The following is a 25,545-nucleotide window of genomic DNA, read 5'->3' as shown; positions in this document are numbered from 1 at the left end:
GGTACGGGTGAGGCGGGTGGCCGTGGCTGCGCTGGCGCCGCTCGTGGCGCTCGCGGTGCAATGGCTGCTGCGGCCGGTGGTCTCGCCGACGGCGTGGCCGCTGTGCTTCTACCCGGCGGTGAGCTTCGCTTCGTGGGTCGGCGGGGCGGGCGTGGGCCTGGGGGCGACGGCGTGGTCGGTGGCGCTGGCGTGGTGGTTCTTCGTCGCGCCGGGGCACCGGTTCGCCGAGGTCGAGCGGACCGGCGTGGTCGCGTGCATGATCTTCGGCGGGGTGGGCGTGGCGCTGTCCGTGCTCCACAGGCGGGCGCGGAGCGACGGGTCCGCGGCGCAGCGGGACCGGGAGCGCGCGCGCCTCGAGCAGGCGCTGCACGAGCACCGGGCGGACCTCGACCGCGCGCAGGCGATCGCGCACGTCGGCAGCTGGCGCCTCGACTTCGCGGCCGACGAGGTGGAGTGGAGCGCGGAGTGCTGCCGGATCTTCGGGGTCGCGACCGGGGCGCCGATGCCGTACGAGGCGTTCCTCGAGATCGTCCATCCCGACGATCGCGAGCGGGTCGAGCGCGCGTGGCAAGCGGCCCTCGCCGGCGCGGTCTACGACGTCGAGCACCGGATGGTCGTGGAGGGCCAGGTGAAGTGGGTCCGCGAGCGCGCCGAGATCGACCTCGACGCGGACGGCAGACCGCTGCGGTGCATCGGGACGACGCAGGACATCACCCTGCGCAAGCGCGCGACCGAGGCGCTGCGGCGGGCGCACGCCGGCGAACGGCGGCTGCGCGCCGAGCTCGAGGAGCTGACGCGGGCGACGACGGCGGTCTCGGAGGCGGTCGCCGATCTGCCGCACTCGGATGTGACGACGGTGCTGCGAGTCATCGCCCGCCAGGCGCAGGTGCTGACGCAGGCGCGCCACGTCGCGGTGGGGCTGAGCCGGGAGTCCGACGCGACGCTGGACCCGTGGGTGGCGATCGGCGTGCCCGAGGCGGTCGAGCGGCAGATCGGCCGCCAGCCGCGGGCCGTCGGGCTGCTCGGCGCCGTCGCGCGCGACGGCCGGACCATCCGCACCGCGGACCTGCAGCGCCACCCCGAGTTCCGCGGGTTCCCACCTGGCCATCCGGACATGCACAGCTTCCTCGGCGTGCCGATCCGCTTCCACGGCCGACCGGTCGGCAACATCTTCATGACCGAGAAGATCGGCGGGGCGGAATTCTCGGCTCAGGACCAGCGGCTCATCGAGGTGCTGGCGGCGCGGGCCGGGGCGGCGCTCGAGATCGCCACGCTCTACGCCGGCGAGTCGTTCCAGCGCGCGTGGCTGCAGACGGTCATCGACCAGCTGCCGGAAGGGGTGGTGGTCCTCGACCGGACCGGGACGGTCGAGCTGATGAACCGCGCGGCGGCCGGGCTTGCGCGGCGACCGGGGACGAACTACTCGGCCGAAGAGCGGCTCTACGACCTGCGCGACACCGCCGACCGGGCGGTGCCGTTCAGCGAGATGCCCACCGCGCGGGCGCTCCGCGGCGAGCACGTCGTCGGCGCCGAGTACGTCATGGCCGCCGGCGAGCGACGGGTCCCGGTCCTCGTCAGCGCCACGCCGATCGTCGTCGACGGGTCGCTGGCGGGCGTGGCGGTGGTGTTCCAGGACATCGCGCCGCTCAAGGAGCTCGAGCGCCGGCGCGAGGAGTGGACGTCGATCGTCGCCCACGACCTGCGGCAGCCGGTGGCGACCATCGCCCTGACCGCGCAGGGCCTGCTGCGCGTCGGCGGCTTCGCGGACGCCAGCGAACGCGAGCGACGCGGGCTGCAGCGGATCCACACCGCGTCGAAGCGGCTGGCCCGGATGATCGACGACCTGCTCGACGCGTCGCGCATCGAGTCACGCCGACTCACGCTGATGCCGCGCATGGTCGACCTCGCCGCGCTCACGGCGTCGGTGGTCGAGCAGACCCGCGACTCGGCGCCGGGGGCGGTGATCCATCTGGTCGCCGAGGGGCCGCAGATGGCCTGGGTCGACCCCGACCGGATCCAGCAGGTGCTCGACAACCTGCTGTCCAACGCGGTGAAGTACGGCGAGCCGGGCCGGGAGATCTGCGTCGAGGTGAGCGACCGCGGCGCCGAGGTCGAGATCCGCGTGACCAACCATGGCGTGGGGATCTCCGCGGAGCAGCAGAAGCAGCTGTTCAATCGCTTCGTCCGCGCGCGCCAGGAGCGGACCGTCTCCGGACTCGGGCTCGGGCTCTACATCTCGCACGGGATCGTCGACGCGCATCACGGCCGGCTGTGGGTCGAGAGCACGCCCGGGGCGACGACGTGCTTCCGCTGCGTCCTGCCGCGGGCGCCCGAGGCGAGCCAGGCGGCGTAGGGCGCGCGGCCCGCTCCGGCGATGAACGTCAGGGCATGTCTGAAACAGCATGTGTTTTTCGACATGTATGGATGGACATGTCTCTTTGGGCTGCCGCTCAGCGCCACGGCGCCGCGGCGGCGCCGAGGGCGGTGGCCATGGCGTCGCAGTAGCTCGGCGACAGCTCGATGCCGACGGACGGGTGCCCGAGCGCGCGGGCGGCGAGGAGGGTGGTGCCGGAGCCGGCGAAGGGGTCGAGGACGACGCCGCCGGGGCGACAGCCGCTGCGGATGCAGCGCTCGGCGAGGGCGGCGGGGAACGGGGCGAAGTGGGCGGCGGGGTTGTCGGGGCGGGCGGTGATCTGCCAGATGTCCTCCTCGCCCTGGAGGCCGCCGCGGTCGAAGTGGTAGCGCGGGGCGAGCGAGAACAGGAACACGTGCTCGTGGGTGTTCCACGGGCGGTCGCGGGCGGTCGGCTCGGGCATGGTGGCCGGCCGCTTCCAGATGATGTCGCTGCGCAGGGTCCAGCCGTCGTCCTGCAGCGCGAGGGCGACGCGCCAGGGGATCCCGATCAGGCTCTTGCGCGGGAGGCCGAGGCCGGGACCGTCGACCGCCCGCAGGGTGCTGCGCGCCAGCATGCGCCCGCGGTGCTTGTCGTCGCGCCCGTGCGGCCGACCCTTGGCCGAGTAGTAGGTGTCGCCGAGGTTGAGGAACAGCGCGCCGTCCTTCCGCAACACCCGCCGCGCCGCCGCGAACACCTCGCGCATCGATGCGACGTAGGCGGCGATCGTCGGCTCGTGGCCGAGCTGGCCGGCGACCCCGTAGTCGCGCTGCCAGAAGTACGGCGGGCTGGTGACGATGCAGGCGACCGAGTCGTCGGCCAGCGCCGCCAGGCCGTCGCGCACGTCGGCGTGGAGGATGGCCCAGGGGACATGTGCTTCGGGACCGGACAGCCGCGGGGCCACCCGCGCCGCGCCCGATCGCAGCAGCGGGCGCAGCGGGTGGGCAATATTGATAGATGGCGGTTCGGACAGGTCCTGCGAGCCATTGACTCGACCCGGCGGCGCCGTCGCCGGCGGCGAGGCGCGCGCCGATGCGCCGTCGGAGCGGGTGGGACCGTCGGGAGCGCGGTCCTGAGAACCTGGCCGATCGGGGTCGGATGGATCCACCGCCACGCCCGGCGAATGATGGCTGTCGGATTCGCGGGTGTAAAGGGGCGGACTCACCGCCCGAACGACAGGACGGTTGGCGGTCAGGCGCGCGACCCAGTCGAAGGCGCCACCATCGGCGCGACGCTGCCGTCAGCCGGCGAAACCTCGATCATGAAGCGCAGACCGGCGTAACACGGGTGATCGAGCGGCTCCCGCACGACCTCGACGACTGGTGACAATTGCTCGGCGATGCGGTCGGCGACGGCGCCCGCCGGTCGCGAGCAGATGGATCGGGCGCCGTCCGAATGTGTAGCCTTCCTGGGTCAATTCGTCGAAGCCGGCCAGCAAGGTCCGCACATGCTCGACGACGGCGCCGACCAGAAAGCCGTGATCCCTCGTCTCGCGGCCGCAGCTCGAAGTGATGCGCGTGGCCCGGCACGACGCGCTGGCAGGTGGCCCATCGGACAGGTCGAACGGGGCCGCGCCGAAGCCGACGGGCGCACTCGAGCGCGAGGACGTCGCTCGAGTCGGACGCGCATGGTGGTGACGATCTTGTTCTGGCTGGTCGGGCCGACCGAAGCGCAGGTCGCCAATGGGGCCAGCGGCCCGGGCTCGACGGCCGCGAACGCGGAGGCCGCGAGCAGCCGGCGCAGGTCGACGGCGGCGAGGCCGGTGAAGGTGTCGCTCTCCCACTGTCGCAGCGCGTCGGCCGGGTCGCGGGCGCGGGCCCTGCGTTCGGCGAGGCCGAGCAGGAACGATGTCAGCACGGAGCGCGGCAGGTCGGGGAGCGCTCGCGTGGCTGCCTCGCCGGCGAGTCGCGGGTCGTCATGACGCGGACGAGGGTCGCAGGCCGGCGCGGTCGCGACGACGCCGGCGAGCACGGCTCGTCGGCGTCGCGGAGGTCGGCGGTCAGTGCTTGCTCTTCACCAGCTCGCCGGTGAACGAGAAGCCGAGCAGGACGAGGGGGATGCCCTGGTGGATCTGGTCGTACATGTCCGCGCCGCCCTGGGCGCGGTAGCGGTGCTTGAGCCACCACTGCGCGGCGAACACCAGCGTCGGCTTGTTGAAGCGCTTCTCCGGGCGATCGAAGAAGGTGTAGGTGAGCACCGGGCCGAAGCGGTCCATCGGCGTGTTGGGGTTGACCGCGGCGTCCTCGCCGGGGCCGTACACGGTCGACGGGTAGAACACGTGGACCAGCGAGTTGCGCACGCCGGCGTTGAGGCCGAACTTGGTCATGAACAGCAGGTCGGTGTCATTGGTGAGGAACCAACCCTTGCCGGGCACGATGACGTCGTGGCGCAGGTCGTAGAAGACGTCGCTGCCGGTCGGCAGGCGGATGTTGTTGTGATAGAAGGTGACCTCGTTGCGGACCGCGATCATCTTCACGCGGACCTGAAACAGCGCGCTGAGCTCGGCCTGGCCGCCGAGGACGTTGGCGCCGGGCTCCGACTTGAGCGTCTCGGGGCCGTAGGCGGCCGTGGGCGACGAGTAGGGGTGGGCCTTGAAGCGATCGCTGCCGTACCAGGTGGCGAGGTAGTAGGCGCCGCGGAAGCGCAGGATCGTCAGCGGGGCGAAGTCGATGTTGCCGCCGATGCGGGTGATCGACGGCGAGAAGGTGGGGCTGAAGCCGACGCCGAAGTAGGCGTCGCGGAACAGCGGCTTGGGGTTGTTGTAGAGGCGGAGGTTGTAGCCGAGCGTGAAGCGGTCCTCGGCGCCGAGCGGGTTGACGCGCAGGACCAGCAGGTTGCTGTAGACGAGGCGATAGCGGGCCGGCAGCGGCGGCAGCTGGCCGGCGGCGTCCGGCTTGGCCCGCGGCTCGACCACGGCGGTGCGCGAGGAGTCGGCGACGCCCTCGGGCGACGAGGCCGGGGCGGGGTCGGGCTCGGCAGCGGCGTCGGCGGGCTCGCTCGCCGGCCCCTCGGGCTCCACCGCGGCCGGTTCGGGCGCGGGCTCCGGCTCGGCGTCGGGCGCCGCCGCAGGCGCCGGCTCGCCCCGCGGTCCTGGAGAGATGGCCGGCGACGGCTGCGCCAGCGCGACGGACGAGAGCAGAGATACCAGGACAGCAGGCCAGACTTGCGAGACACGCATCCGGAGCACGATACCGCAAGTGACAGCCGCGATGGGCATGAACGAGGATGGTCCGGGGGACAGGACGCGCCGATCCGCAAAATTCACGCCGCGGGGCGCTGCTGCGGCCGGCAGGAGCGGCGAGGCGTCGTGCACCCGCGCGAGCCCACACCGAGGCTGTCCCTCCGGACCTGCCGCGAAGGACATCCGGCTGCCGGTCCGCGCCTGCGCACCGCGGCCGTGGCGTTTCGCGCGGCGCTCGTCGGTCGCCGCTCGGACCGGCGCCCGAGCTGGCCCTCCGGGCCTGCTGCGACGGACATCCGCTCGCCGGTCCGCGCCTGCGCACGAGCGCCGCGGCCGTGGTGATGGCGCGGCGCTCGTCGGTCGAGCTGGTCCTCCGGACCTGCTGCGAGGGACATGCGACGGAGGCGCGCCAGCGCGCGGGCCCGGGCGACGGATCGGGACTGGCTGAAGGCGCAGGTCCTATCGGGCCTGCTTTAAAGAGCAGGACCCGAAGGACAGGCGGCCTCAGGTGCGGTGGAGGTAGCGACCGGCGCCGCGCTCGACCCGGAGGTCGCCGTTCGTGAACGCGAGCTTGCCGGCGACCACGGTGCTGGTGACGGCGCCGCGGATCTCGAAGCCCTCGAAGATGTTGCGGTCGACCCGCTGGCGGTGGGTGCTGGCGCTGATGGTCGAGCGCGCGGCGGGGTCGTAGACGAACAGGTCGGCGTCGGAGCCGACCCGGATCGCGCCCTTGCGCGGGTAGAGGCCGAAGATCTTGGCCGGCTGGGTGCAGCACACGTCGACGAGCTGCTGCAGGGTGAGGCGGCCGGCGGCGACGCCGTAGGTGTACATCAGCGCCATGCGGTTCTCGATGCCGGCGGCGCCGTTGGGGATCCTGGTGAAGTCGTGCAGGCCCATGACCTTTTGGTCATGTTGGCGGAACGGGCAGTGGTCGGTGGCGACGTGGTGGATGAGGCCGCACGACAGCGCGTGCCACAGCGCGTCCTGGTGGCCCTTCGGGCGGATCGGCGGGCTCATGACGTAGGCCGCGCCCTCGAAGTCGGGCTTGTCGTAGACGCTGTCGTCGAGCAGGAGGTACTGCGGGCAGGTCTCGACGTAGACCAGCTGGCCCTCCTGGCGCGCGCGCACCACCGCGTCGAGCGACTCCTTGCAGGTGAGGTGGACGATGTAGATCGGCTGGCCGGAGCACTTGGCCAGCATGATCGCGCGGTTCGTCGCCTCGCCCTCGACCCACGACGGGCGGCTCTCGGCGTGGTAGCGCGGGGCCGTCTTGCCCTGGGCGACCAGCTTGCGCTGCAGGGCCTGCACGGCGAGGCCGTGCTCGCAGTGGGCGGTGACCAGCGCGCCGAGGTCGGCGGCGGTGTCGATGACGCCGATCATCTCGTCGTCGTCGACCCCGATCGCGCCGGTGTAGGCCATGAACACCTTGAACGAGGAGATGCCGTCCTCGCGGTGGACGCGGCGCATCTCCTGCTCGACCTGCTCGCCGTACCAGGTGACGGCCATGTGGAAGCCGTAGTCGGCGCAGGCCTTCTTGGCGTTGTTCATCCAGAAGTCGCGGGCCTCGATGAGGCTCTGGTTGCGGCTCGGGATGATGAAGTCGATGATCGTGGTGGTGCCGCCGGCGACGCCGGCGGCGGTGCCGGTGAAGAAGTCGTCGGAGCTGACGGTGCCCATGAACGGCAGCTCCATGTGCGTGTGGGCGTCGATGCCGCCCGGGAACACGTACTGGCCGGAGGCGTCGACGACCTCGGTGCCGGCGGGCACGTCGAGGCGCTCGCCGATGGCGACGATCTTGCCGCCGTCACAGTAGATGTCGGCGACGTATTGATCGAGGGCGGTGACGACTTGACCGTTGCGGATGACGATGCCGGGCATGCGAGACCTCGGGGAGGATGGGGTTGCGATGGGCGGTGCGGGCCCGAGGGCGGTGCAGGAGCGAACCGGACGGCCCGGGCCCAGGGGACGCGACGAGGCTCACAGGCGCGTGAGGTCGCCGTAGGTCTCGGGGCGACGGTCGCGGTAGAACTGCCAGACTTGCCGGACCTCGTCGATGACGGCGAGGTCGAGGTCGGCGACCACGAGTTCGTCGTTGTCCTCGCTGCCCTCGGCGAGGAAGCGGCCGCGCGGGTCGACGAAGTAGCTGTGGCCGTAGAACTTGCCGATGTTCCACGGGGCCTCGGTGCCGACGCGGTTGATGGCGCCGACGTAATAACCGTTGGCGACCGCGTGGGCCGGCTGCTCCAGCTTCCACAGGTACTGGCTCAATCCCGCCACCGTCGCGCTCGGGTTGAACACGATCTCGGCGCCGTTGAGACCGAGGGCTCGCGCCCCCTCCGGGAAGTGGCGGTCGTAGCAAATGTAGACCCCGATGGTGGCGAACTGGGTGCGGAAGACCGGGTATCCGAGGTCGCCGGGCTTGAAGAAGAACTTCTCCCAGAAGCCCGAGGTCTGCGGGATGTGCTGCTTGCGGTACTTGCCGAGGTACGTGCCGTCGGCGTCGACCACCGCCGCGGTGTTGTAGTAGACGCCGCGCATCGCCTCTTCGTAGAGAGGCACGACAATGGCCATGCCGAGTGACTTCGCGTACTCCTGCATCAGCGCGGTCGTGGGCCCCGGAATCGGCTCGGCGGCCGCGTACCAGCGGCGATCTTGACCGGGGCAGAAGTACGGCCCGTTGAAGATCTCTTGCAGGCAGAGGATCTGCACGCCGCGCTTTCCGGCCTCTTTCAAGAAGGGCAGGTGCTTGTCGAGCATGGCCTGCTGGATCTGCTTGACCGGGACACTCTCGTCGTTGATGGGGTTACTGCACTGGATGAGGCCGCAGCGGACGGTGGGGTTCATCGGCAAAACTCTAGCTCAAGTCGGCTCCGGTCGCGCGCGGTTCGCGGGGCTTTCGGAGAAGGACTTGCCCGGCGGTGAGGAGCGGAGTACTAAGGCGAAGATCCCACAAGGGCCCCGTCTCGGCCCCGTTTCATGACGAAGCGTTCACGGCCCCGCCGGCCCCGAGGGCCCTCTGCAGGCCTGAAGTTCACGGTTGAGCGCGCCAGACGCCCTTGCACCGAATCCTCACGACACGAGCAGCCTAATCGAGTTCGGGGACCTACCCCAACGGAGACCGCGATGACCTGTACCAACCTGCGCTTCCTCTTCGCCAGCGCGCTGGCGCTTTCCTTGACCACGGTCGCCTGCGGCGACGACAAGGGGACCTCGGCCTCGGCTACCGATACGACCAGCCAGATGCCCACGACCTCCACGGGGACCGTGGGCGACACGACGTCGGACATGCCGACGACGACGCAGCCGACGACGACGACGACCGAGGGCGAGACGGAGACGACGGCGGAGCCGACGACGACGACGACGACGACGAACACCACGGTGACGACCGAGCCGCCGGCCTGCCAGGACATGGAGGGCCAGCCGGTCAACAGCCCGTGCACCGACCCGTCCGGCTGCGGCTGCGACACCGAGAAGTGCTTCGTCGTCCCGGCGCTCGGCGGCTTCTGCGGCGAGTGCCTCGTCGACGCCGACTGCTCGCCCGGCGGCTGCTCCGTGCCCAACCCGATCGCCGGCGTCGGCGCCACCTGCAACGAGGGCGGCCCGGGCGAGGGCTGCATGAGCGACGATGTCTGCGTCGACGCCGCCAACGGCATCTGCGGCACGCTGCTCGAGGTCCCCGGCATCATCACCGTCGCCACCTGCGGCCAGTGCAAGGTCAACGCCGACTGCACCGACGCGGCCCTCGCCAACTGCACGCCGACCTACGACGTGCCCAACTTCAAGGGCAAGCTCGACTGCGTGGCCGACGCCTCGATCGCCAACAACAACGGCTGCTCGCTCGAGGACGACGGCGGCAACCCGGCGGGCAACAAGGCCTGCATGTCGGGCTTCTGCGGCGAGGCCAGCGTCATGGGCCTGCTCAAGCTCGGCGTGTGCGGCGAGTGCAACGCCGACTCCGACTGCGACCCCGGCCAGACCTGCACCGACCCCTCGGTCGACCTCGACATGGGCGCGCTGGTCGGCTCCGTCTGCATGGGCTAGGCGCGCGCCGCGGCGCCTGTCCTGAAGGATAGGCGCCGCCTGCGCATCCACGTACTGCCACGACGGCGGAATGAGCGTGTATCGATCGCTGCGCGAGTGTGTCGCCGACCTCGAACGGCACGGCCACCTCGCGCGCATCGACGTCGAGATCGACCCGAACCTCGAGGCCGCGGAGATCCAGCGCCGCGTCTACGAGGCCGGCGGTCCGGCGCTGCTGTTCACGCGGGTCAAGGGCAGCGCCTTCCCGATGGTCAGCAACCTGTTCGGGACGGCCACGCGCACGCGGTTCTTGTTCCGCGACACGCTGGAGCGGGTGAAGCAGCTGGTGGCGCTGCGCGGCGACCCAGGGGCGGTGATGCGCCGGCCGTGGCGTTACGTCGGCCTGGTACGCGCAGGCTGGCACGCGCGGCCCAAGTTCGTCCGCTCGGGCCCCGTCATGGCGCGGGAGATCCGGATCTCCGACCTGCCGCAGCAGGTGTCGTGGCCGCTCGACGGCGGGCCGTTCATCACTCTGCCGCAGGTGTACAGCGAGGACCCCGAGCGGCCCGGGTGGATGAAGAGCAACCTCGGGATGTACCGCGTGCAGCTGGCCGGGGGCCGCTACGCGCAGGACCGCCAGATCGGGCTGCACTACCAGATCCACCGCGGGATCGGGGTCCACCACGCGGCGGCGATCCGCCGCGGCGAGCCGCTGCGGGTCAACATCTTCGTCGGCGGGCCGCCGGCCATGACGCTCGCGGCCGTGATGCCGCTGCCCGAGGGGCTGCCGGAGCTGGCGTTCGCGGGGGCGCTGGCCGGGCGTCGCGTGCGGATGGTCCAAAGGCCAGGTGAGCTGCCGTTCGCCGGCGAGGCCGACTTCGTCATCTGCGGCACCGTCGATCCCGAGCTGCGCCTGCCCGAGGGGCCGTTCGGCGACCACCTCGGCTACTACAGCCTGGCGCACGACTTCCCGGTGCTGCGGGTCGAGCGGGTCTACGCCCGCGAGGACGCGATCTGGCCGTTCACGGTGGTCGGGCGCCCGCCGCAGGAGGACACGCAGTTCGGCGCGATCATCCACGAGATCACGGGGCCGGCGATCCCCGCGGTCATCCCCGGCGTGCACGGGGTCCACGCGGTCGACGCGGCCGGCGTCCACCCGCTGCTGCTGGCGCTGGGCAGCGAGCGCTACACGCCCTACGCGCCGCGCGAGCGCCCGGCCGAGCTGCTCACCCAGGCCAGCGCGATCCTCGGCCAGGGCCAGATGTCGCTGGCCAAGGTGCTGGTGATCGCCGCCGCCGACGACGCGCCGGGGCTCGACCTGCACGATGTGCCAGGTTTCTTCGGACATGTCCTCGAGCGCGTCGACTGGCGCCGCGACCTGCACTTCCACACCGAGACGACCATCGACACGCTCGACTACTCGGGCGCCGGGCTCAACGTCGGCAGCAAGGTGGTGATCGCCGCGGTGGGCCCGAAGCGGCGCGCGCTGCCGGTCGAGGTGCCGCCCGACCTGCGGCTGCCGCCCGGCTTCTCGGCGCCGCGGGTGTGCCTGCCCGGCGTGCTGGCGGTCGCCAGCCCCGCGTGCGCGGAGGCCGGGGACGGCGCGCCGCAGCGGTTCTGCGCGGCGCTCGCGGTCGACGACGCGATCAACCGCTTCCCGCTGGTGGTGCTGGTCGACGACAGCGAGTTCGCGGCGCGGACGCTGAACAACTTCCTGTGGGTGACCTTCACCCGCATGAACCCGGCGGTCGACATCGAGGGGGTCGCCGCGCGCACGGTCCACAAGCACTGGGGCTGCGAGGGGTCGCTGGTGGTCGACGCGCGGCGCAAGCCGCATCACGCCCCGCAATTGCTCGAGGACCCGGCGGTGACCCGCCGAGTCCTCGAACTCGCGGCCCCGGGCGGGCCGCTGCACGGGCTGTACTGAGAGGGGGGCTCAGACGCCGCGCTCGAGCTCGACGTCCTTGATCTCCGCGCCGAAGAACGAGCCGGTGGTCGTGCACTGGTAGGCGGGGTGCAGGTCACAGTCACCCTGGCACTGCTTCGACTGGAAGGCGACCCAGTCGCCGGTGATCTTGTAGCCCTTGATCGAGATGGCGACGTCGAGGGTGATCCTGTCGGTCACCGTGGCGTCGCCGGGATCGTCGACCGCGACCGTCTCGCCGTGGAAGGTGTAGTCGGTGCCCGAGCGCTCGCCGATGACCACCCACTCCTTGAACTCGAGGAAGTAATCGTCGGGGTCGGTGGCGAACAGCGCGATCGTCTCGGCGCCGAAGAACGTCGTCGTGTCGCGCGGATCCGGATTGGCTCCGCAGTCGGCGCCCTGCTGCTCGGGCAGCGACGTGATCTTGTAGATCCGGTATTCGCCGGGCTTGACCTGGCACGCGCTCAGGGAGGCCATGAGGCCGGCGGCCGCGACGGCCGCGAAGATGCGGGAGGGGTACTTGCGCATGCGCGGCATCCTACTCAAGCCGGGGACCAAGGGGGAGAATTGTGACAGGGGGCGCAAGCGCGTTCGCCCACATTTGCGGCGGGGCTCGAAGGCCCCCCGGATTGAATAACTCCGGCGGGGCGTGCTCGTGTTATAGGGAGCCATGGCGCTGTTTCGCTCGACAGGATTGTCATTTGTGGTCGTGTTGTCGGCGCTCGCCGGCTGCGGCGAGGACCCGGCGACGAGCACCGAGACGTCCACCGATCCGGGCACGACCGGCTCGCCCACGGCCACGACGAGCGATTCGCCGATCACGACGTCGTCGGCGACGACGACGACGACGACGACGACCGACGTCCCGACGAGCATGGATCCAACCACTGGCACAACCGGCGACGAGCCGGCGGAGCTGGTCCCGGTGTCACATGCCCGCGAGCTCCGGGCCGTGTGGGTGGCGACGGTCTCCAACATCAACTTCCCCAGCGGACAAGGGCTGTCGGCGGGGGCGATGCAGGACGAATTGCTGGCGATCCTCGATACGGTGCAGGCGGCCGGCCTCAATGCCGTGGTCTTCCAGGCGCGGCCGGAGGGCGATGCGGTCTATTCGTCGCAGCTGGAGCCGTGGAGCCGTTACCTCACAGGCACCCAGGGGGAGGATCCCGGGGTCGACCCGCTGCAATTTCTGGTCGACGAGGGCCACGCCCGCGGGATCGAGGTCCACGCGTGGCTCAATCCATACCGGGCCAAGGCCAGCCTCAACAGCGTGCTGGCCGATAGCCATATCGCGGCCGAGCTGCCCCAGTACGCCTACAAGTACGGGACCGCGCTTTGGATGGACCCCGGCGCCGTGGAGGTGCAGGATCAATTGGTCGCGGTCGTGGCCGACCTCGTGACCCGCTACGACATCGACGGCATTCACTTCGACGATTACTTCTATCCGTACCCGGTCGACGGGGTCGAGTTCCCCGACGATTCGACGTGGGAGGCTTATCAGGCAGGCGGCGGCCAGCTGTCGCGCGCCGACTGGCGCCGCGACAACGTCAACGCGATGGTCGAGACGGTCGGGATCACGGTGGCGGACATCAAGCCGTGGGTCCGCTACGGCATCAGCCCGTTCGGCATCTACCGCCCCGGGATCCCCGCGGGCATCTCCGGCTTCGACCAATACGAGGGGCTCTACGCCGACCCGCTGCTGTGGATGCAGGAGGGCTGGCTCGACTACCTCGCGCCGCAGCTGTACTGGCCGACGACGCAGCAGGCCCAGGCCTACGGGACGCTGATCGAGTGGTGGTCGAGCATCACCACGGGCGGGCGCTACATCTTCGCCGGCAACTACCTCAGCAAGCTCGGCACCGAGGCGAAGTGGTCGCTCGACGAGTTCAAGCAGGAGATCGTGCTCAGCCGCCAGTTCGCCGGCTCGGGCTCGCAGGGCAACATCTTCTTCCAGATCGCGCCGCTGCAGGAGAACCTGCTCGGGGTCACCGACGCGTTCAAGGCCGAGTTCTACCAGTCGCCGGCCTTGACGCCGCCGATCGCGGCGCTGGCCGGCCAGGCCGTCGAACCACCGGACGTGGCGCTCGACGGGCCGCAGGTGTCGCTGTCGCACGCGGCGCCCGAGGGCCTGCGCGCGTGGGTGGTGTACGCCCAGTCGGGCCAGGAATTCGTGATCGACCGCGTCGTCCCGGCCGCGACCGCGACGATCGACCTGTCCCCGGGGACATGGGCGATCAGCGCCGCGGGCAAGCACGGGGTCGAGAGCCAGGGCGTGCTGGTGACGGTGCCCTGAGCCCGGCCGCGGCGGCGGGCGTCAGTCCGCGCCGTCGTACATCGCCTCGATCAGCGAGGCCCACTGCTTCTCGATCACCTTGCGCTTGAGCTTGAGCGTGGGCGTGAGCTCGCCGTGGTCGGTGCTGAGGCTGCGCGGCAGCAGCTTGAACTTGCGGACCTGCTCGACGCGGGCGAACTGCTCGCCGGACTTCTCGACCCACCGGCCGATCTCCGCCACGAGCGCGGGGTGCTCGTGCAGCGGCTCGTCGGCGGGGTGGCCCTGGGCGGCGAGCCACCGGGTCGCGGCGGCCCGGTCGAGCGCCAGCAGGGCGCTGAGGAACTTGCGGCGGTCGCCGATGACGACGGCCTCCTCGATCAGCGGGCTGTCCTTGAGCGCGGCCTCGAGGTTCTTCGGCGCGATGTTCTTGCCGCCGGCGGTGATGATGATCTCCTTCTTGCGGCCGGTGATGTGGAGGAAGCCGGCCTCGTCGAAGGCGCCGAGGTCGCCGGAGTGCAGCCAGCCGTCCTGCAGCGCCTCGGCGGTGGCGGCCGGGTCCTTGAAGTAGCCCTTGAACACGCTGGGGCCGCGGACCAGGATCTCGCCGTCCTCGCCGAGCCTGACCTCGAGGCCGGGGATCGGTCGACCGACGCTGCCGAACTTGGTGGCGCCGGGGATGTTGAGGGTGGTCGGGCCGCAGTCCTCGGACTGGCCGTAGACCTCGGCGACGACGACGTCGAGGCCGGCGAAGAACTCGAGCACGTTGGCGGCGATCGGCGCCGCACCGGAGACGCAGGCGCGGGCGCTGCCGAGGCCGAGCGCGGCCTTGAGCTTGGTGAACACCAGGCGCTGGGCGAGGCGGTGCTGCGCGCGCAGGGCCAGCGGGACCGGCCGGCCGCGGCTGGCGAGCGCGTGGTAGCGGCGGGCGACCCCGGAGGCCCAGTCGAACAGCTTCCTCTTCGTACCTGTCACCTGGGACAGGCGAGCCGAGACGGCGGCGTGGAACTTCTCCCAGATCCGCGGCACGCCGAAGAAGACGGTCGGCTGGACCTCCTTGAGGTTGTCGGGCACGCGCTCGAGCGCCTCGGCCCAGTAGATCGCGTGGCCGAAGCAGGCCGGGCCGTGCATCGACAGCATCTGCTCGGCGATGTGCGACAGCGGCAAGTACGACAAGAGGCGGTCGGTCGGGGCGATGGCGATGAGCGTCGACAGCACCTCGGAGGTCCACAGGATGCTCCTGTGCGTCAGCATGACGGCCTTCGGCGGGCCGGTGGTGCCGGAGGTGTAGATGTACGTGGTGGTGTCGTCCTCGTGCAGGCCCGACAGGCGCTGCTCGAGCGCCTCGTGCGGGACGGCGTCGGCGCGGGCGAGGAATTCGGACCACGTCAGGGCGCGGGGGTCGTCCGCAGGCGCGGCGCCGGTCATGAGGACGATGTGGCGGAGGCCGGGCAGGCGCTCGCGCTGGTCGCGGAGCTTGTCGTACTGGACGCGGTCCTCGACGACGACGACCGGGGCCTCGGCGTGGTCGACGATGTACTGCACCTCGACGGGCGAGCAGGTGGTGTAGATGCCGGCCGGGACGCCGCCCGCGGCCATGGCGGCGAAGGCGGTGATGGCCCACTCGGCGCGGTTGTAGGCGAGGATGCAGACGCCTTGCCCGGGCTCGAGGCCGAGGGCGATGAGCGCCCGCGCGGCGGTGCGGACCTGGTCGTTGTACGCGCGCCAGCTGGTCGGCCGCCAGGCGCCGTCCTTGCGCACGAAGTACGCCGGGCTCTCGGGACGGGCCCGGCCCTGGGAGAAGAAACGAGCGGGGATGGTGTCGGCGGCCACGGTGCTCCTGCGGGTGAGAGTCCGAGCGAGAGGTCGTCAGAAACCGAGCTGCTTGGCGGCGAGGTCCTTCATGATCTCCTCGGCGCCGCCGCCGATGGCGAGGACCTTGGTCTCGCGGTAGATCCGCTCGACCTTGGCGCCGCGGAGATAGCCGGCGCCGCCGAAGATCTGCACGCCCTCCTTGGCGCAGAACTCGACGCACTGGGTCGCCGCGTTCTTGAGCATGCAGATCTCGGCGATCGGCCACTCGCCGGCGTCGACCCGCCGCGCGAGCTCGTACAGCCAGGTGCACACCGGGTGGATCCGCGTCGCCATGTCGACGAGCTTGTGGCGGATGACCTGGCGGGTGATGAGCGGCTTGCCGAAGGTCTCGCGCTGGCGCGCGTAGGCGACCGACTCGTCGAGGCAGACCTGGGCGAAGGCGACGGCCATGGCCGCGAGCATGAGGCGCTCGCGGTTGAAGTTCTGCATGATGCCGAGGAAGCCGTGGTTCTCCTCGCCGAGCAGGTTGGCGGCGGGGACGCGGCACTCGTCGAAGTAGAGGGTGGCGGTGTCGCTGCACCACCAGCCCATCTTCTTGTCGAGGGCGGTGCGGGTGAACCCGGGCGTGCCGGCCTCGACGACGAGCATCGAGATCCCGCCGAGGCCGGGCGGGCCGGTGCGCACGGCGATGGTGACGTAGTCGGCGCGCATGCCCGAGGTGATGAAGGTCTTGCTGCCGTGGACGACGAAGTGGTCGCCGTCGCGGCGGGCGACGGTCTTGAGGTTGGCGACGTCGGAGCCGCCGGAGGGCTCGGTGACGGCGAGCGCGGCGATCTTTCGACCGGCCAGGACGTCGGGGATGAAGCGCCGCTTCTGCTCGTCGCTGCCGAGGTTGAGGATGGGCGGGACGCCGATGCCGTGCGAGCACAGGCCGGCGATCAGTCCGCCGGCGCCGGTGCGCGCGAACTCCTCGCAGAGGATGATGATCGAGGTGCTGTCGCCCGGGGTGCCGCCGAGCTCCTCGGGGAAGCCGAGGCCGAGGATCCCGAGCTCGCCGGCCCGCTGGTACAGCTCGCGCGGGAAGCCGCCCGCCTCCTCCCACGCGTCGATGTGAGGCATGACCTCGCGCTCGATGAAGGCGCGCAAGGTGCCCCGCAAGGCGTCCCGGTCGGTGTCGTCGAGCATGGACATTTTGCGGCGACTTTATCACGCCGCGGGCCATTGCCGCGACCGGAGCACCTCGTCGGCCTATTGGCCGAGATGCTGCGGGCAGGCCGCACGCTCGCGGCATGAGGACGACTCGAGATGCCGCGGCGCGTGGGACCGCAGCGGCTCACGCGGGCAGATGCATGCGCGCGCGAGCCTCTGCCGGCGAGGCGATCTCGCGGCCGACCTCGCGAGCGCCGGCGACGAGGGCGTCGATGAGCTGACCGTTGGTGGTGGCGCGGCTGCCGTCGGGCAAATAGAAGGTGTCCTCGAGGCCGGTCCGCAGGTCGCCGCCGAGCTCCGCGGCGCGGCGATGGATGGCCCAGATCTCCTCGCGGCCGATGGCGGTGACCTCCCAGCGCGAACCCGGCTTGATGTACTTGAGCAGGAACGGCAAGAGGTCGGGATCGGTGGGCATGCCGGAGGCGACGCCGGTGACGAAGTTGTAGTGCGGGTGCTTGGCCAGACCGACGTCGACGTAGAGACCGACCGACCGGACGATGCCGAGGTCGAAGCACTCGAACTCGGGGGCAGTGCCGCACTCGGCCATGACGTCGAGGAAGGCCTTCACCTTCTCGACGGGGTTGTCGAACACCATCGGCGGCCAGGCCCAGGTGCCGTCGCTCTTGGCCTTGAGGTAATTGAGGCTGCCGGCGTTGCAGGCGGCGATCTCGGGCTTGATGGCGCGCATGCAGGCGACGGGGCCGCTGATGTCCTCGCCGACGACGCCGGTGGTCATGTTGAAGATCAGGTCGGGACACTCGGCGCGGATCGCCTCGCGCACGGCGACCGCGACCTCGGGCTCCCACGACGGCAAGAAGCCCATGCCCGGCTCCTGCCGGCGGAAGTGCACGTGCACGACCGAGGCGCCGGCGTCACGCGCCTGCCGGGCCGCGCGCGCGAGCTCCTCCGGGGTGACCGGCACGGGGTGCTGCTTGGGGTTGGTGAGCACGCCGGTGAGGGCGCAGGTGACGATCGCTTTGTCGTGGGTCATGGCGGGAGGCGGCGGTCGGGATCGCGGCCGTGGTGGAGGATCGCCACCACAGCACGCGACCGTCATCGAGCAAGCGATAGATGATCGAGTACGGGAAGTTCAGGACGATGTACCGGCGGTACTGCGTGGCGCGCCAGGCGGGCCACCGCTGCGGCGTCTCGCAGATGTCTGCGAGTGCGGCGCGGAGGGTGCCTTCGAACCGCTCTGCCGCGTACGGGTTTTGTTCTCGATACCAGTCCGAGGCTGCGCGAGCTTCGTTGCGTGCGCGGACCATCCATCGTAGGCGCTCCGACGATTCACACGGCCTTTTTGTGTGGCGATCCGAACACGAACTCGAGTGCCTCGTCGTGTTCCACGGTCTCCTCGACGCCTGTTTCGACGGCGTGCCACCGACGCTCGACCTCGGCCAACCACTTGTCCTCGCGCGTGGGTTCCAGCGGGGTCTCGAATGCTGCGAGCATTTGATCGACGACCGCGCGCCGTTGTTCGGGAGGCAGCGGCAGCGCGGCCGCGAGGATCCGCGCCGCGTACTCCGGAGAGGTGATGCTGGCGAAGAGCTCGCGAGTGATGACGAGGCGCTCCGCTTGTGGGAGGCTCAGGAGCTCGTCGAGGATGCGCGCGGGGTCCATGAGGGCACTCTAGCACGCTCACGCGGCGGCGGAGGCGGCGCCGGGTTCGGGGCCGTCGTCGGGGGTGACGACGGCGAGGAGGCGGCCTTGCGGGACCTGGTCGCCGGGCTTCACCTTGACCTCGGTGACGACGCCGCCGCACGCGACCGCGAGGGCGTTCTCGATCTTCATCGCCTCGAGGGTGACGAGGGTCTGGCCGCGGCGGACGCGGTCGCCGACCTGCACGTGGACGGCGACGACGCGGCCGCTGGTGGGAGCGTGCAGCGTGCCGTCGCCGCCGGCGCTGGCCTCGGCCTCGGCGCCCTTCGGCGGCGGCTCGACGAACTCGGCCTGCACGCCGCGCGCGTCGAGGAACAGCCTGTCGCCGACGAGGGCGGCGTGGACGGTCTCCTGGACGTCGCCGACGAGCACGCGGACCTCGACGCCGGCGCGGGCGAGCACGCGGACGGGCAGGGCGGCGCCGTCGACGGTGACCGTGGTGATGCCGCCGGGCTCGAGGTCGACGGCCAGCTCGCGCTCCTTCTCACCTGTCCGAAGGGTCAGGGGGAAGGCGGCCCGGCCGGCGCTGCGCCACGGGCTGTAGTCCCCGCGGACATGTCCCAAGGTCCAGATCGCGGCGGCGATCGCCCACGCGCGGGCGTCGGGCTCGGGGCGCGCGGGGGCGGGCAGGTGCTCGTCGAGGAAGCGGGTGGTGGCGCCGCCCTCGACGAACACGGGGTGCTGGAGGATGTCGGCGAGGAAGCGCTTGTTGTTGGGCAGGCCGAGCAGGACGCTGCGGCCGAGCGCGGTGACGAGGCGGCGGCGGGCCTCGTCGCGGGTGCGGCCGTGGGTGATGACCTTGGCGATCATCGGGTCGTAGTAGGGCGAGATGGTCTGCTTGGGGTGGAGGCCGTGGTCGACGCGGACGCCGTCGCCGCCGGCCGGGCGCCACGCGACGATCTCGCCGGCCTGCGGCAGGTAGCCGGCGTACGGGTCCTCGGCGTAGAGGCGGACCTCGATCGCGTGGCCGCGCAGCTCGACCTGCTCCTGCGTGAGCGGCAGCGGCTCGCCGGCGGCGACGCGCAGCTGCCAGGCGACGAGGTCGAGGCCGGTGACGAGCTCGGTGACCGGGTGCTCGACCTGCAGGCGGGTGTTCATCTCGAGGAAGTAGAACTTGCCGTCGGCATCGAGCATGAACTCGACGGTGCCGGCGCCGACGTAGTCGATCGAGCGCGCGGCGAGCACGGCGGCGGCGCCCATCTCGGCGCGCAGGGCCGGCGAGACGGCCGGCGAGGGCGACTCTTCGACGACCTTCTGGTGGCGGCGCTGGACCGAGCAGTCGCGCTCGCCGAGGTGGATCGCGTGGCCGTGGCCGTCGCCGAACACCTGGATCTCGACGTGACGGCCGCTGGTGATCGCGCGCTCGAGGATCAGCTCGCCGCTGCCGAACGCGCTCTCGGCCTCGCTGCGCGCGGACGTGATCGCGGCCGGCAGGGCGCTCCACTCGCGGACCATCCGCATGCCGCGGCCGCCGCCGCCGGCCGCGGCCTTGATCAGGAGCGGCAGGCCGATCCGCTCGGCCTCGGCGACGAGGCGCGCGTCGGCCTGGCCCTCGGGGCTGCTGTCCTGAAAGCCAGGGATGCACGGGACGCCGGCGGCGATCATCGCCCGCTTGGCGGCGGCCTTGTTGCCCATGGCCCGGATCGCGGCCGGCGAGGGGCCGATGAACACGAGGCCGGCGTCGAGGCAGGCCTGGGCGAAGCCGTCGTTCTCGGACAGGAAGCCGTAGCCGGGGTGGACCGCGTCGGCGCCGGACTTCCTGGCGGCGGCGATCAGCGCCGCGACGTCGAGGTACGACTCGCGCACCGGCGGCGGACCGATCCGGACCGCGCGGTCGGCCAGGCCGACGTGCGGGGCGCCGGCGTCGGCGTCGCTGTAGACGGCGACGGTGCGGTAGCCGAGGGCGTGGGCGGTGCGGATGATCCGGCAGGCGATCTCGCCGCGGTTGGCGATCAGGATCGTGGAGAAGGTCATGTGTCGTTCCAGGCGGCGTTGCGCTTCTGAATGAATGCGAGCATGCCCTCGACGCCCTCGGGGCCGCGAGCGGCGCGGGCGAAGTCGTCGGCGGCGGCGTCGAGCAGGGCGGCCAGGGCGGCGCCGTGGGGAGCCCCGCTGGCGGCGAGGACCAGGCGCTTGGTGGTGGCGACCGCCTCGGGGGCGCAGCGGGCGATGTCGGCCAGGACCTTGGCGACCTGTCCGTCGAGACCTGCCCGATCGGTCACGTGGTGGACGAGCCCGAGGCGCAGCGCCTCGGCGGCGTCGAGGGCCCCGCCGGTGACGGCGAGGCGGCGGGCGGCGCTGTAGCCGACGCGGCGGACGATGAACGGGGCGATCTGCGCCGGCGGCACGCCGAGGCCGGTCTCGGGCAGGCGCAGCCTGGCGTCGTCGGCGGCGACGGCGACGTCGCTGACGCAGCACAGGCCGAAGCCGCCGCCCATCACGGCGCCCTCGAGCACGGCGACCACCGCCTGCGGGGCGTCCTCGATCTGCTGCATCATGCCGCCGAAGATCCGGTTGGTGGTCGCCAGCGGGTCCTTGCCGTCGGGGCCGGGTTCGGCCCCGCGGGCGCCGGCCATGTCCTTGATGTCGCCGCCGGCGCAGAAGTTGCCCCCGGCGCCGCGCAGGATCACCGCCCGCACCCCGCGGTCGCCGGCGATCGCGGCGAACACCTCGCCGAGCTCGCGCACCATCGCGAACGACATCGCGTTGCGCGCCTCGGGGCGGTTGAGGGTGACGTGCAGGCGCCAGCCCTCGCGGCGCAGCAGCAGCGTCTGGCACTCGGGCAATGTCGTTTCAGACATGTCTCTTCAGCCTCTCCCGGGCAGGATGCCGTCGAGCTTGGCGATGATGCCGAGCATGACCTCGTCGGCGCCGCCGCCGACGGAGATCAGGCGCGAGTCGCGGAACATGCGCGAGATCTTCGACTCCCACATGTAGCCCATGCCGCCCCAGTACTGCAGGCAGCTGTCGGCGACCTCGCGGCCGAGGCGGCCGGACTTGAGCTTGGCCATCGAGGCGAGGCGGGTGACGTCCTTGCCGGAGATGAACAGCTCGGCGGCGCGGTAGACGAGGGCGCGCAGCGCCTCGACCTCGGTCAGCAGCTCGGCGATGCGGAAGTGGACGACCTGGTTGTCGAGGATCGACTTGCCGAAGGCCTTGCGCTCGCGGGTGTACTTGATGGTCTCGGCGATCGCGGTGTCCATCGCCGTCAGCGAGTTGGCGGCGCCCCACAGCCGCTCCTCCTGGAACTGCAGCATCTGCAGCATGAAGCCGGCGCCCTCGGGGCCGATCGCGTAGCGCTGCGGGACGCGGACCTCGTCGAAGAAGATCTGCGCGGTGTCCGACGACCACATGCCGAGCTTGTGCAGCTTGCGGGCCCGCTCGACGCCCTTGGAGTTGAGCGGGACGACGATCAGGGTCTTGTTCTTGTGCGGCTTGTCGTCGCTGGTGTTGGCCAGGCAGCACATCCAGTCGGCCTGGATGCCGTTGGTGATCCACATCTTGCCGCCGGTGATGACGTAGTCGTCGCCGTCCTTGCGGGCGTAGGTCTTGAGGCTGGCGACGTCGGAGCCGGCGCCGACCTCGGACACGCCGATGCAGCCGACCAGGTCGCCGGCGATCGACGGGGCCAGCCACTCCTTCTTGAGCTCGTCCGAGCCGAAGCGCGCCAGCGCCGGCGTGCACATGTCGGTCTGCACGCCGATCGCCAGCGACACGCCGCCGGCGTCGACGCGCCCGAGCTCCTCGGCCATCACCAGCGCGTAGGAGTAGTCGAGGCCGGCGCCGCCGTACTCGGTCGGCTTGGTCAGGCCGAGGAAGCCCTCGTTGCCGAGCTTCTTGAACAGCTCGTGCGCCGGGAAGATCCGCGCCTCCTCCCACTCGTCGCAGAAGGGGTTGATCTCCCGGGCGATGAACTTGCGCAGGCTGTCGCGCAGAAGGTCGTGCTCGTCGGTGAACAGCGGCATGCTTGAGCTGGCTCTCGGGTCAGGGTGTTCGAAGGGACAGGAGACGACGGAGTCGTGGAAGTTACAGGCGGGCGACGCCGAAGGTGTTGGGGCGGACGCGCCGGGCCTCGCCCTCGCGGCAGACGGCCAGCGCCAGCGCGAGCACGCGCCGGGTGTCGCGCGGGTCGATGAGGCCGTCGTCCCACAGCCGGGCGGTGGCGTAGAGCGCCGTCGACTCGGCGTCGAGGCGGTCCTTGATCGACTTGCCCATCTGCGCCATCGCGTCGGGGTCGGCCTTCAGGCCCATCCGGGCGAACTTGGCGGTGGTGATGATCTCCATGACCTTGGCCGCCTGCTCGCCGCCCATCACGGCGATCCGGCTGCCCGGCCAGGCGAACACGAAGCGCGGGTCGTAGGAGCGGCCGCACATGCCGTAGTTGCCGGCGCCGAAGCTGCCGCCGAGGATGACGGTGAGCTTGGGGACGTCGGCGTTGGCGACCGCCTGGATCATCTTCGAGCCGTGCTTGACCATACCGGCCCGCTCGGCGGCGGTGCCGACCATGTAGCCGGTGGTGTTCTGCAAGAAGACCAGGGGCGTGCCGCTCTGGCAGCACAGCTGGATGAACTGCCCGGCCTTGGTGGCGCCGTCGGGGTTGATCGGGCCGTTGTTGCCGAGGACGCCGACCGCGTGGCCCTCGATGCTGGCGTGGCCGCACACCGTCTGCGCGCCGTACAGCGCCTTGAACTCGAAGAACTCGCTGTCGTCGACCAGGCGCGCGATCACCTCGCGGACGTCGTACGGCTTCTTGAAGTCGACCGGGACGATGCCGAGCAGGTCCTCGACGTCGTAGCGCGGCGGCCGGTGCGGCCTGGTCGAAAGGTCATGTGTGAAGCGGCCGAGCGGGGCGCGCTGCAGGTTGGCCATCAGCTCGCGCGCGAGGTGGAGCGCGTGGGCGTCGTTCTCGGCCATGTACTCGGCGGTGCCGGTGACGGTGGCGTGCAGCTCGGCGCCGCCGAGCTCCTCGTCGGTGGCGATCTCGCCGAGCGCGGCCTCCACCAGCGGCGGGCCGGCGAGGAACACCTTGGCCTGGCCGCGCACCGCGATCACGTAGTCCGACAGGCCCGGCAGGTAGGCGCCGCCGGCGGTGCTGCTGCCGTGGACGATCGTGACCTGCGGGACACCGGCGGCCGACAGCCGCGCCATGTTGGCGAACACGCGCCCGCCGTCGACGAAGATCTCGGCCTGATAGAGGAGGTTGGCGCCGGCGCTCTCGACACACGAGATGATCGGCAGCTTGTGCTCGAGCGCGATCTCCTGGGCCCGCAGGCTCTTGCGCAGGCCCATCGGCGAGATCGCGCCGCCCTTGATCGCGCTGTCGCTGGCGCTGACGATGCACCGCACGCCCGACACGACGCCGACGCCGACGATGCAGCCGCCGCCGCTGGCGTCGCCCTTGCCGTCGTCGTCGTGCATGTTGAAGCCGGCCAGCGTCGACAGCTCGAGGAACGGCGCGCCGCGGTCGAGCAGGCGGGCCACCCGGTCGCGCGGCAGCAGCTGACCGCGCTTGGCGAACTTCTCGGCCTGCTTGCCGGAGTTGTCGCGGACCCGCTTCTCGGCGGCGCGGAACTCGTCGATGAGCTTCAGCTGGGCGGCGCGGTTCGCCTGGAACTGGTCGCCTTGGAGGTCGATGCTGGACGAGAGCACGGGCATGACTGGCTGGCCTTTAGCGCAGGTTGTCGGGGAGCTCGGCGCGGTGGAAGCCCTCGTACGCGCTCGAGCGGTCGTGCTCGCTGGCGGGCCACACGGCGCTGGAATTGGGGGCGGCGCCGTCGACCCGCAGCGTGGCGCCGCTGATGAACGCGGCGGCCTCGCTGAGCAGGAAGACGATCGCGGCGCTGACCTCTGCCTCGGTGCCGAGCCGGTGCAGGGGGACCGCCGCCTTGAGCCGCGGGAGCAGGCCCTTCAACATCGCGGGGTCGTAGTTGTCCATGCCCGACGAGGCGATCCACCCCGGCGCGACCGCGTTGACGCGCACGCCCGAGGGCGCCCACTCGACCGCGGCGGTCTGGGTGAAGTTGACCATGCCGGCCCGCGCGGCCCCGGAGTGGCCCATGCCCGGCATCGACCGCCACATGTCGGCGACGATGTTGACGATCGCGCCGCCGTGCTCGGACATGCACTGCGTGTAGACCTCGCGGGCGAACAAAAAGCCGCCGACGAGGTTGGTGCGCACCACCGTCTCGAAGCCCTTCTGCGAGATCGCCGCCAGCGGGGCCGGGAACTGCCCGCCGGCGTTGTTGACGAGCCCGTGGATCCGCCCGCGCGCGGCCACGATCGCCGCCACCACGGCGCGCACCTGCGCCTCCTCGCGGATGTCGCAGGCGTGGAACGAGCACTCGCCGCCGTCGGCGACGATCTCGGCGGCGGTGGCCTCGAGCTTGGCGAGCTTGCGGCCGACGAGCACCGGGTGAGCGCCCAGCGCGGCGAGCTCGTGGGCGGTGCAGCGACCGATCCCGCTGCCGCCGCCGGTGACGACGATCGTCTGTCCGGCGAACAGCCCCGGACGAAAGACGGAACGGTATCCGCTCATGGCGCCGCATCGTACACATGCGCGGGACCAGGGGAAGCAGGAATTTGCGCGGGGTCGCCGGCAAACGGCGTATGCGCTGACGTGGGGGGACGATGGAACGACTCCGGCGCGGCGAGTAGATTTTCGCGGACCTCGCCGGGGTCGTCCGGGGCGTCGAAGGCGCCGGAGGATTGTGGTAGGCAGGCGTCATGAGCGACATCAGCCTGGAAAAGTTCACCGAAGAGATCCGCGCGAAGGTCGGCGCCGACTCGGGCCTGAAGGCGACGATCAAGTTCGTGTTCGCCGACAATCAGGTGCTCTACATCGACGGCGAGAGCACGCCCAACACCGTCGACAACACCGACCGCCCGGCCAAGTGCACCGTCAAGGTCTCGCTCGACGACTTCGCCAAGATGGCGGCGAAGAAGCTCGACCCGACGACCGCGTTCATGACCGGCAAGATCAAGATCGAGGGCGACATGGGCGTCGCCATGCGCCTCGGCAAGCTGTTCAGCTGAACGCTCCGCGGGCGCGGCTCGGTGCGGCGCGCGAGCGTCGC

At 71.1% G+C, this 25,545-nt stretch carries 20 protein-coding genes; 5 read left to right on the top strand and 15 right to left on the bottom strand.

The window, feature by feature from the left end; all coding sequences use genetic code 11:
- The first annotated feature begins 16 nt into the window (after positions 1-16).
- Complete coding sequence (locus tag K7C98_RS09255; RefSeq protein WP_224191218.1) at positions 17-2,353, top strand: ATP-binding protein; 2,337 nt, start codon at positions 17-19, stop codon at positions 2,351-2,353.
- Between the two features lie 97 nt (positions 2,354-2,450).
- Here K7C98_RS09255 and K7C98_RS09250 read toward each other — a convergent pair whose 3' ends face one another.
- From K7C98_RS09250 to K7C98_RS09235, 4 genes are all read right to left on the bottom strand, one after another.
- On the bottom strand, positions 2,451-3,557 hold the full coding sequence (locus K7C98_RS09250) for a DNA-methyltransferase (RefSeq protein ID WP_224191217.1): 1,107 nt from the start codon (positions 3,555-3,557) through the stop codon (positions 2,451-2,453).
- Positions 3,558-4,391: 834 nt separating this feature from the next.
- Complete coding sequence (locus K7C98_RS09245; protein ID WP_224191216.1) at positions 4,392-5,570, bottom strand: hypothetical protein; 1,179 nt, start codon at positions 5,568-5,570, stop codon at positions 4,392-4,394.
- A gap of 507 nt (positions 5,571-6,077) precedes the next feature.
- Positions 6,078-7,451, bottom strand: a complete 1,374-nt coding sequence (gene hydA / locus K7C98_RS09240) for a dihydropyrimidinase (protein ID WP_224191215.1) — start codon at positions 7,449-7,451, stop codon at positions 6,078-6,080.
- Between the two features lie 99 nt (positions 7,452-7,550).
- Positions 7,551-8,417 (bottom strand): nitrilase-related carbon-nitrogen hydrolase, encoded by an 867-nt coding sequence (locus K7C98_RS09235; protein ID WP_224191214.1) that lies wholly within the window; start codon positions 8,415-8,417, stop codon positions 7,551-7,553.
- A gap of 279 nt (positions 8,418-8,696) precedes the next feature.
- Between K7C98_RS09235 and K7C98_RS09230 the strand changes: the two genes are divergently transcribed.
- Positions 8,697-9,617 carry a hypothetical protein gene (locus K7C98_RS09230; RefSeq protein WP_224191213.1) on the top strand — a complete coding sequence of 307 codons (921 nt, stop codon included), beginning with the start codon at positions 8,697-8,699 and terminating at the stop codon, positions 9,615-9,617.
- Between the two features lie 70 nt (positions 9,618-9,687).
- Positions 9,688-11,523, top strand: coding sequence for a UbiD family decarboxylase (locus K7C98_RS09225; RefSeq protein ID WP_224191212.1), 1,836 nt, complete (start codon positions 9,688-9,690; stop codon positions 11,521-11,523).
- Positions 11,524-11,532: 9 nt separating this feature from the next.
- Here K7C98_RS09225 and K7C98_RS09220 read toward each other — a convergent pair whose 3' ends face one another.
- Positions 11,533-12,048: a hypothetical protein gene (locus K7C98_RS09220; protein ID WP_224191211.1), complete on the bottom strand. Its 516-nt coding sequence runs from the start codon at positions 12,046-12,048 to the stop codon at positions 11,533-11,535.
- Between the two features lie 175 nt (positions 12,049-12,223).
- On the opposite strand from K7C98_RS09220, the gene K7C98_RS09215 reads away from it, so the two are divergent.
- The gene (locus tag K7C98_RS09215) at positions 12,224-13,813 is read left to right on the top strand and encodes a glycoside hydrolase family 10 protein (RefSeq protein ID WP_224191210.1); all 1,590 of its coding nucleotides are present in this window, start codon (positions 12,224-12,226) and stop codon (positions 13,811-13,813) included.
- A 21-nt stretch (positions 13,814-13,834) separates the two neighbouring features.
- Here the strand turns inward: K7C98_RS09215 and K7C98_RS09210 are convergent, their stop codons facing one another.
- The 10 genes from K7C98_RS09210 to K7C98_RS09165 all read right to left on the bottom strand — a co-directional run bounded on the left by K7C98_RS09210 (position 13,835) and on the right by K7C98_RS09165 (position 25,007).
- Positions 13,835-15,622 (bottom strand): AMP-dependent synthetase/ligase, encoded by a 1,788-nt coding sequence (locus K7C98_RS09210; RefSeq protein WP_224191209.1) that lies wholly within the window; start codon positions 15,620-15,622, stop codon positions 13,835-13,837.
- A gap of 36 nt (positions 15,623-15,658) precedes the next feature.
- Entirely contained in the window at positions 15,659-16,795 is a 1,137-nt protein-coding gene (locus K7C98_RS09205; protein ID WP_224191208.1) for an acyl-CoA dehydrogenase family protein, read from the bottom strand.
- A gap of 142 nt (positions 16,796-16,937) precedes the next feature.
- The gene (locus tag K7C98_RS09200) at positions 16,938-17,804 is read right to left on the bottom strand and encodes a 3-keto-5-aminohexanoate cleavage protein (RefSeq protein WP_224191207.1); all 867 of its coding nucleotides are present in this window, start codon (positions 17,802-17,804) and stop codon (positions 16,938-16,940) included.
- The gene (locus K7C98_RS45465; RefSeq protein ID WP_224191206.1) at positions 17,686-18,078 is read right to left on the bottom strand and encodes a type II toxin-antitoxin system RelE/ParE family toxin; all 393 of its coding nucleotides are present in this window, start codon (positions 18,076-18,078) and stop codon (positions 17,686-17,688) included. Before K7C98_RS45465 ends, K7C98_RS09200 begins: the two co-directional genes overlap by 119 nt.
- A gap of 22 nt (positions 18,079-18,100) precedes the next feature.
- A complete protein-coding gene (locus tag K7C98_RS09190; protein ID WP_224191205.1) occupies positions 18,101-18,433 on the bottom strand; it encodes an addiction module protein in 333 nt (110 codons plus the stop codon).
- Positions 18,434-18,451: 18 nt separating this feature from the next.
- Positions 18,452-20,446 carry a biotin carboxylase N-terminal domain-containing protein gene (locus K7C98_RS09185; protein WP_224191204.1) on the bottom strand — a complete coding sequence of 665 codons (1,995 nt, stop codon included), beginning with the start codon at positions 20,444-20,446 and terminating at the stop codon, positions 18,452-18,454.
- Positions 20,443-21,273 carry an enoyl-CoA hydratase/isomerase family protein gene (locus K7C98_RS09180; protein ID WP_224191203.1) on the bottom strand — a complete coding sequence of 277 codons (831 nt, stop codon included), beginning with the start codon at positions 21,271-21,273 and terminating at the stop codon, positions 20,443-20,445. Before K7C98_RS09180 ends, K7C98_RS09185 begins: the two co-directional genes overlap by 4 nt.
- A gap of 6 nt (positions 21,274-21,279) precedes the next feature.
- Positions 21,280-22,437, bottom strand: a complete 1,158-nt coding sequence (locus tag K7C98_RS09175) for an acyl-CoA dehydrogenase family protein (RefSeq protein WP_224191202.1) — start codon at positions 22,435-22,437, stop codon at positions 21,280-21,282.
- A gap of 61 nt (positions 22,438-22,498) precedes the next feature.
- On the bottom strand, positions 22,499-24,127 hold the full coding sequence (locus K7C98_RS09170) for an acyl-CoA carboxylase subunit beta (protein ID WP_224191201.1): 1,629 nt from the start codon (positions 24,125-24,127) through the stop codon (positions 22,499-22,501).
- 13 nt (positions 24,128-24,140) lie between these two features.
- Positions 24,141-25,007 (bottom strand): SDR family oxidoreductase, encoded by an 867-nt coding sequence (locus K7C98_RS09165; protein ID WP_224191200.1) that lies wholly within the window; start codon positions 25,005-25,007, stop codon positions 24,141-24,143.
- Between the two features lie 188 nt (positions 25,008-25,195).
- Here K7C98_RS09165 and K7C98_RS09160 point away from each other — a divergent pair, with 188 nt between their 5' ends.
- A complete protein-coding gene (locus tag K7C98_RS09160) occupies positions 25,196-25,504 on the top strand; it encodes an SCP2 sterol-binding domain-containing protein (RefSeq protein ID WP_224191199.1) in 309 nt (102 codons plus the stop codon).
- The last annotated feature ends 41 nt before the right edge of the window (positions 25,505-25,545 follow it).

The sequence above is a fragment of the Nannocystis pusilla genome (assembly GCF_020073745.1).
In the GTDB taxonomy this organism is placed as follows: Bacteria; Myxococcota_A; Polyangia; order Nannocystales; family Nannocystaceae; genus Nannocystis; species Nannocystis radixulma.
This window is presented reverse-complemented; position numbering and strand designations above follow the sequence as displayed.